5 protein-coding genes are annotated in these 8,514 nt (G+C 58.1%); 4 read left to right on the forward strand and 1 reads right to left on the reverse strand.

Going from position 1 to position 8,514, the window contains the following annotated elements; translation table 11 throughout:
- Positions 1–380: 380 nt before the first annotated feature.
- On the forward strand, positions 381–4,235 hold the full coding sequence (locus HKD21_RS12605; RefSeq protein WP_194255978.1) for a glycoside hydrolase family 15 protein: 3,855 nt from the start codon (positions 381–383) through the stop codon (positions 4,233–4,235).
- 62 nt (positions 4,236–4,297) lie between these two features.
- Positions 4,298–4,648 carry a hypothetical protein gene (locus tag HKD21_RS12610; protein ID WP_194255979.1) on the forward strand — a complete coding sequence of 117 codons (351 nt, stop codon included), beginning with the start codon at positions 4,298–4,300 and terminating at the stop codon, positions 4,646–4,648.
- A gap of 492 nt (positions 4,649–5,140) precedes the next feature.
- Here HKD21_RS12610 and HKD21_RS12615 read toward each other — a convergent pair whose 3' ends face one another.
- Entirely contained in the window at positions 5,141–5,971 is an 831-nt protein-coding gene (locus HKD21_RS12615) for an IS5-like element IS1032 family transposase (protein ID WP_062447540.1), read from the reverse strand.
- Between the two features lie 234 nt (positions 5,972–6,205).
- Between HKD21_RS12615 and HKD21_RS12620 the strand changes: the two genes are divergently transcribed.
- Both HKD21_RS12620 and HKD21_RS12625 read left to right on the forward strand, forming a co-directional pair.
- The gene (locus HKD21_RS12620) at positions 6,206–7,297 is read left to right on the forward strand and encodes a hypothetical protein (RefSeq protein ID WP_194255980.1); all 1,092 of its coding nucleotides are present in this window, start codon (positions 6,206–6,208) and stop codon (positions 7,295–7,297) included.
- Between the two features lie 38 nt (positions 7,298–7,335).
- Positions 7,336–8,132 (forward strand): IS5 family transposase gene (locus HKD21_RS12625; RefSeq protein ID WP_215748055.1). Its coding sequence is split into 2 segments (ribosomal slippage): positions 7,336–7,675 and positions 7,675–8,132, totalling 798 coding nucleotides; the frame shifts between segments, so codons are not numbered across the junction.
- The last annotated feature ends 382 nt before the right edge of the window (positions 8,133–8,514 follow it).

The raw sequence follows: 8,514 nt of genomic DNA on the forward strand, positions 1-8,514 counted from the left end.
TCCACACAAGCCTGTAGAGATGCGCTACCTTGTCATAATGTTTCTATTAACGCCCGATTTTCGGACGACCGTTTAACGCGGTTTATGTCCGGCTTGTAGGCGTAAGCAGCACGTCCGCTTACGCCTCTTATCGGACGTTCGGATGCCCAGATCACATTCCCGACTCCGGACATTGGCCCTACCCAATCCTGCTTTAGGCGGCAGGCGCCCGATAAACACGTCAGTAAGGTGCTCATGGGAAGCGCACTTTCCGCGCCCTGCAACCAAACGTTTTCTTTGCCCGCTTGCGTCAAATTTTCATTAAAAGTATGAAAGTGTAACTGTTGTGACAGCCTGACATGGGGTCAGCGCCGGTCATGCCGCGATGGAGCTGAAACGTTATGGCTGACAACTCTGACGAGCAATTCGTAGCGTCCGATTACACGCTGCTTGGTGACGCGACCGACGACCCCAACGGTATGGTCGACATGCCGGCCGGTCAGGAGCCAGCCACGACCAACGCGGTTCCGTCGGGCGTCGAATACAATTTCCTCGCCGCGACAGCGGGGTATTACACGGTCAGCTTTGCCTATCAGAATACGGCGAACGCGCCTGCTTACGAACAGCTTTCCATCAATGGCCAGAACGAGCCCGGGGTCGTCGAATTCGACCAGACTGGCGGCGTCTCGACCGGGACGGCGTATGCATCGGTCTATCTCAAGGCCGGTTTGAATTCGATCGAGCTGAATAATCAGACGACCGACGAGACCAACGGTCTGACGCCGGTTCCCGAGGCCCAGCTTCAGACGAGCCCGGCCTTCCAGATCGGCACCTCGACGGTTTCAGCAGGCGCTGCACCGTCCCAGGAAACATCGGCGCAGTCACTCGCGATCTCCAATCAGACGGATATGCAGGCGTTCGTTCAAGGCGAGAGCATGGCGCCTAAGCAGCAATGGACCTTCGGCCCGAGCCTGTCCGAACTGCATGTCGGCAGCAACGACGAACTCAATCAGCTCGACTTCAACGCCGTCTGGTTCCGCAACGTCACGCCCGGCCAGCAGGCCGAGACTTATTCGCCGTATTTCAAATCCAGCGAGTCGTTCGATGCCAACGGCGTCCTGCATGTGAACTATGGTGCCTACTCGCCGACCGGCCAGGCGCTGCCGGTGCAGATCCAGGCAACCTATGCCAACGTTCCGAACGAAAACCTCATCGTCGAAAACCTGTCCCTGACCAATCAGAATGCGAGCGGCACCCAGCCGCTGGTCTGGGACGTGATGAATGCCACCGGTATCAACCCAGGTGAAGTCAGCAGCACGACATGGGATCCGACGCATAACGCATGGATCGTTACCGAGGACCAGGGAAGTGGCAAATCCCCGCTTTATCTGGCGATCGGTGACTATCAGGTCAGCAACAGCACGCACGCGGCAGGCGTCGACGGCGTCAATGTGCGCGGCAGCTATTCCCTGTCGAGCGGCGCGTCCGGCAATCCGTCCCTGAATGCTCCGGACCAGGGCGTCATCGGCGGGTTCGAAAACAACGGCACGATGATCGGCAGCAGCACGGGCGCGTCCGGCACAAATCTGGCAGTCGGCACCACCGACAGCGATGTCACCCTCAATCCGGGCCAGACCGTCGATCTCAGCTACTATCTGTCGACAGCCACCAGCCTGTCGCAGCTCGACGCCAATCTCGATAAATATACGAACACAGTCGGGTCCACGACGTCGTCGACGCCGATGACGGACGCCACCGGCGCTTCCGCCGCGAGTTCCTGGACTCAGCAGACGGCTACCGCATGGGACGACACGCTCAACCAGGCCTACAATTTGGCTGGGTCGACAGAAACAAGCGGACAGGCTGCAACTGCGGCCAGCGGGCAGACACTGGATCCTACAAGCAGCGCTGCGGCCGAGAGTGCCTATCGCTCCAGTCTGATCAATATTTTGCAGGCACAGAGCCCGGAATACGGCTCGTTCATGGCGTCCACCAACCCGTCCTATGAATACAAGGTCTGGGTGCGCGACAGCGCCGCAACCGCGATCGGTCTGGACGACGCAGGCCTGACCCAACCGGCCGACAAGTTCTGGCGCTGGATGACGTCCGTCGAGCAGAACGGCATGAATGCGACCTATAGCGGCAACGCTTCAGGCACATTCTCGACGAACTATGGAGAATTCGACCAGAACCTGCCGATCGGGTTCGTCGCGCCGGAAAACGACTCTCAGGGCCTGTTCCTCATCGGGTCTTACCGTCATTACGAGCAGATGCTCAGCGAGGGCCAGACTCAGCAGGCCCAGTCCTTCATCAGCGATTCGACGGTGCGTCAGGCTCTGGTCAACTCCGCGAACTGGATCCAGGAAAATATTGGTAGCAACGGGCTTGGACCGGCTGACTACTCAATCTGGGAGGACATGTACGGCTATCATACCTTCACGCAGGTGACCTACGCGGAAGGGCTGAACGCAGCGTCGCAACTCGCCTCGGCTATGGGCGAGGGCAATCAGGCCCAGACCTGGGCGACTGGCGCCGAGACGATCAAGGAAGCAATCCTGCGTCCGACCACGGCGTCGACGCCGGGGCTCTGGAATGCGCAGGAAGGTCATTTCGTCGAAATGATCAACCCGAACGGAACGATTGACAATACGATCGACGCCGATACCAACATTGCCGCCGTCTTCGGTCTTGTCTCGCCCACAAGCATCTATGCGACTGAAAACGCGCAGGCTGTCGAAAATGCGCTGACGCAGGACAATTTCGGTCTATCGCGCTATCAGAACGAAACATTCTACCAGTCCTCGCAGTGGAGCCCTGGGGGCACATACGAGGCGCAAGGCATCTCGCCGTCCTGGCCGCAGATGACCGCCTATGACAGCATCGTCAGCATGGATTCCGGCAATACGACCCAGGCAAATAACGACCTTAGCTGGATCGAACAGTCCTATGACAATGGCGGCACTCCGCCCGGTGAATCCTACGACTGGGCGCGTGGCCAGCCGATCGAAAGCACATCGTCCGAACCGGTGACGGCGAGCTGGTACGTCCAGGATCTCCTGAACAGCACCGGCCAGACATCGACCCTGATGCCTGCGATTACCGGGCAGGCACCGACCGCTACGCCGCAGACCGACGTCTCCGTCAATACAGGCACGACCGGGTTCGGGTCCTACACCCTTGGACTCGACAGTGTGGGTAACAGCCAGGCCCAGGATATGATCGTCGGCGCGGGCAACACCTCTGCCACGTCGGTCGCCATGGTCCGCAATGAAGCTGCTGCCGGTACACCGGAAACCATCGACAACACGAACGGTGTCAACGACCTTCTGGTTTTGGGCAATGCTGGCGATACGAACGTTCTCGCGGGGCAGAATTCCACTACGACAATCATGAACAACGCTGCCGGGGACCATGGCACGGTGGAATACACGGGTGCCGCGGGCGCCAGTGCGACGATTCTCGCCGGCCCTCTGACGGAAATTCAGGCCGCCGGCACGACGAACCTGATCATGGGATCGCAATCCGATACGACGACGTCCGATGCCTATATCACGGGTGGCCAGTACGACAGTGCCGACCAGACCAACATCACCACTGAGGGCCCGGCAGGACAACTGGACGCGATCGACAATCAGGGCAATGCGCATACGACGCTTCAGGTCGCAAGTCCGACAGACCTCCTCTATACCGGCCGCGACACCACGTTGAATCTCGGCACTGACGGCCAGAAGTCGACCATCAACTCGCTTGGTAACGACCAGATCCATATGAACGGATCGAACGTGAACGTGGCGTCCGCCACCGGAGGGTTCGACACGTTCTATGGTGGCACCGGCACTATGACCATCAACGCCAGCCAGTCGGTCGCCTATACGCAGGAAACCTATATCGGCAGTCAGGCATCCGGCGGGAGCCTGACCTATACAGGCGGCAACGCTGCGAACCAGATCACGCTGGGCGACGAAAGCAGCGTTGCGATCACGGCCGGCGCGGGTGCCATGAACATCACCGCAAACGACAGCACCGGTCTTTGGGCCAGCCTGACGAAGGCGGCATCGGCGGACCTGAATTTCGGGTCCAGCCTCGGCAACTCGATGATCTATGGCTTCAACGGAAGCACTGACAGCGCGACGATGCAGGGTGTCACCGGGACCTCCTTCTCGGGGGGCAACCTGATGGTCAGCCTGGCTGACAATCACAGCATCACGTTCTTCGACGTCCATACCCTTCAGGGCATGAACATCGTCGGCGCCTGACAGACAATTGGGTCGTAGCGAGGCTGCGACCCAATCGCATGACAAATGTGAACGTGACCGAGATGCCTTCTGATAACACGGCAACAACACGCCTTTGCTCAAGCCATGCGTGGTTGGCATGCTCTCCCTACAATCAGTTCTACGTCACGCGTCCACTGGGCTGGATTCTTGTTGATCCGACGAAGCTGTCGACAATCGAGATACGGCAGCATATCGAGCAGAACCTTCAGGAGCCGATCGATGAGGAGGAGTTTCGGAGCAGGCTGTTCAGATCGCATCGTGTTCAGTTCGGCCCCGATCGCTGCACCCTGACGCCCGAGCTGCGGCCATTCTGGAGCAATCCCGTCCTTTCTCTCTCGTTCGCGGGTTTGCGTTTCGAAGGTGCTTGGTCGAAAGCAGCGTTTCGAGGTTAATTTTCGAGGTATCAACAGAGGCTTTTGCCTTTCTCGATACGGGGGTTCTGCTCCAGTGTGAGAGGCAGCTTTCCAGCTTCGATTTCGAGAAGCCGACATTCAGCATTCCCCCCAAACCAGTCGCAACCCAGAGAAATGGTTCCAAGCCTGCGTGAGTTGAAATGTCTCTCGCAAAGAGGGCCAGAGACGATCAGGCTGTCTTTCCGGGAGCAGACTTTGTCCTTGCATGAACATCATTGGAACACGCCTCGAAAAGACCTTTGTGGGTCTTTTTTGTGTCCCGCACCCTATGTCCGATAATAAGAATTAACGGACATAGGGGGTGAAGAGGGGGCGATTTTTGGAAAAAAGACTGAGACTTACCTTTTGAGGATATTAGGGTAATTTAATGCTGTTGCTACGGGCCGCTTGGTGGTATTGAAGGCTCATAGGCGAGAGACGCAGCGCGCCTTCCGGCCTGTGAAATAACGGAAAAGTCTCTCAGAGCCTGAATCAGAAAGCGGTTTGATTGATTTTTCGCAGAACTCTGCGGATATGGGCAATCATCAACCACGCGTGGGATGACGAGATTGTTGCCTCGACATCCTTCGTGAGGCGACGGCAGCGTCCGAGCCATGCAAAGCTGCGCTCCACGATCCAGCGTTTGGGCAGGACGACGAAGCCTTCGGCCCGATCGCTACGCTTGACGATCTCGATCGTCCATCGGCCGAGTTCAGCCAGCGCACCACGCAACTTCTCGCCGGCATACCCGCCGTCACCGATCAGATGGCGAAGCCAGGGAAACAATGAGCGTATTCTGGTCGCTACCAGCGGCGCGCCATCACGATCCTGAATGTCGGCGGGATGCACGACGGCTGCCACGACATGACCCAGCGTATCGGTCGTGATATGCCGCTTGCGGCCCCTGATCTTCTTGCCCGCGTCATAACCGCGTGGACCGCCGTTTTCAGCAGTTTTAACCGACTGGCTGTCAATAATGCCTACCGAAGGCGTGGCGTCTCGCCCGTCCTGCTCACGCGACAGGATCACGAGAATATGGTTTATCGCTTCCCATCGTCCCTCGCGGATCCAACGGTAGAAATAGCCCTGCACGGTCGTGAAGGCGGGAAAATGACGAGGCAATTGTCGCCACTGGCAACCCGTAGTGACGATATAGAGGATCGCCTCCATGACCCGGCGCAAATCCGTACGTCGTGGTCTCCCCAGTCGTTTCTTCTCGGGCATCAAAGGCGCAATCAGCGCCCACTCCGCATCGCGAAGGTCGCTTGCATACTCCAGGTCCTCCCGGCGATACTGCGCTCGGGTGATTTCAGTCCAGGCCATCTTGATCTCATCAGGTTCTCGCAAACCCATGAATCATAACCTGCTGAAATCACTCAACTCATTTTCGGTCAGACACTCAGACAAACAGTCATGACATCCTGTTCGGAGCGTGGCGCAAATCAGGCCCTGTGACTCATCCTTCCGGTCGAGGACTCAAATGACGATTTCCCTTGAAGCGCTCAAAAAGCAGGTCCATCTTGGAGACTATCCGAAAAGCGACGCCTCATAGGATCAATGGTTCCTCCGTTCGCCGAGAGGCTCACCCGTTTCAGTCTCGAACTGGGACGTCTGGATCAGGCGCTGAGACATGGCTCGGCTGTACCTGCCGTCCTGTTTCGGCAACGCCTGGATGCGATTCAGCGCCATAGCGCTGTCGACGGCTGGCTGATCGATCCCTGGTATCTGGTTGCCGAACTGCATGGCCTCGTGCCGAAAGTGGTTGGCCAGGACGGCTATGAACGCGGTACGGCCGTGGATGCGGCATCCCATGCCTTTACGCTCTGGCGTTGCTACGCTCGCCCGGATGCTATGCAGACGAGTGCCATTACAGAAGCCGAAGCGTTCCTGAATGATCAGTCATCAGGGTGGGGCCCTATCCTTGATGCGGGGATCGCTTTTCATCGCTGGTTACAGGCCGGGCAGCCCCGTGCTCCCTTCTGCGCGGCGTTAAGCCGGTACTGGCACTCCCATGATATTCTCCGGACGCCCTTGATCCTGACCGGCATAGAAGCACTCGCCCCGGGAACCCCTTGGGAGATCGAGCCCTGGCTGTGCTGGTGGCTCAATGCTCTTCTGGCCGAAGCCCGGGACGCGCACGATCTTCTGCGCCAGCTGGAGCGAGCCAGGACACAGGCACTTGAGAAGTGCGGCGCACAGCGTCGTCATTCCCGTGCGCCCCAAGCGGTCAATGTGCTGGCCATCCAGCCGCTCGTGTCTGCCTCTATGCTGGCGGATCGTCTGGGCATGTCGATGAAAAGCGCGCTGCAGCTTCTCAGCGCGTTCCAGGACCGAGGCATTGTTGTGGAAGTCACGCACCGAACGGCTCATCGCCTGTTTGGTCTGGCTGGCATGGGAGCGCTCCGAGACGTCGTGAAACCTCCAACACGACCCATCCCCGGCCGAAAGCGCGGCCGGCCCCGTAAGGATCATCTTTTCACGACGCAAGCTATCCCGGAGGAAGAGATTACGCAGCTTCCGCCATCGACGCGGCTGGCCCCGGTTCAGTTCGACTATGAGGATCTGGCTGCAGCCATGAATCAGGCTGATGAAGCCATGTTGAGAAGCTCCCGGCTAATCGCCCGCCTCAAGGGACAGAAGGCCAGCTAGGGCCTGTTAGATCTTGAATTTCTTCCCATATTGTAGGGATGGAAGAAGGAGACAGAACAGGCACCTTTACGGACGAGACATGGGCGATCTGGGAACCTCTGATTGAGGAGGTTCGCCCGAGGGGCAAGACGCCGCCACATGATCTGCGGCGGACGATAGCAGCGATTTTCTGGCGTCATGAGAATGGCGCGAAATGGCGGAGCATCCCCGCTGAACTGGGTCCGTGGTGGCGGGCTGCGCAGCTTTTCATCCGCGGGGCGAAGCTCGGCGTATGGGAACGCCTGCTCGAACTGGTTCAGGAACAACAGGGAGTGGCGTTCGGAATGACTTTTCTGGATGGTACGAACATCAGGGCTCACCACAAGGCGGCGGGAGCCCAAAAAAAGGGGCCTCTTTCGAAGAGCGGGACCATCGTGAAGCACTTGGCCGCTCTCGCGGCGGCTATGGCACGAAAGTCTGCGTGATCGCTGATGGACATGGAAAAGCCTTCGGTTTTGCGCTGGCCCCCGGACAGGCTCATGAACTGCCCCTGGCACCAGCCATGCTCGACAACCTTCCCGCCATTCCCCTGTGGGTAGTGGCGGACAAGGGCTATGCGTCGAATGCCTTTCGTGAACGGATATGGGACATGGGAGCCCGGCCCGCCATTCCTGCGAAACGACGCGATGGGCCGGTCGCCTGCCCAAAATGGGCCTATCGGTGTCGACATCTTGTCGAGAACCTCTGGGCTCGCCTCAAGGAGTGGCGCGCTGTCGCAACCAGATACGAAAAAACAGCAACGTCGTTCCTCGCGGTCATCCACATCGCTGCCGCAGCAGACTGGATCAAGCCCTAACAGGCCCTAACGGTGCTCACCCCACGCGTACGTAAAATGCACTTTCGTGTGCGTTGTATAAATCTTCACATTAAATGCCCCAGTTTCTCATCACGGTATCTGACCGCCTGCGTGGTGTCTCTCAGGCAGCTCTGGGGGGAGAACGGTTGGTCCGATATTGGACGTAAAATACAGAAACCAGACATTCTTATGGGTGATATTTTATGCGCCGAGTTAGAGGGCTGGTTATGATTGATTTATTGTATCAGGACCAAAAACCGAACAGAGACGCGGAGGGATCGAAGAACCGTTGATTGATGTGCTTGGCCCGTGATTTTAGTTTTTGGGCGCTTTGATTGACGGTTCTTTGGGTCGGTTTTGATCTGCGTTTTGAGCGGATCGG

Origin of the sequence: Gluconobacter cerevisiae (assembly GCF_015244675.1) — a bacterium.
GTDB lineage: Bacteria > Pseudomonadota > Alphaproteobacteria > Acetobacterales > Acetobacteraceae > Gluconobacter > Gluconobacter cerevisiae.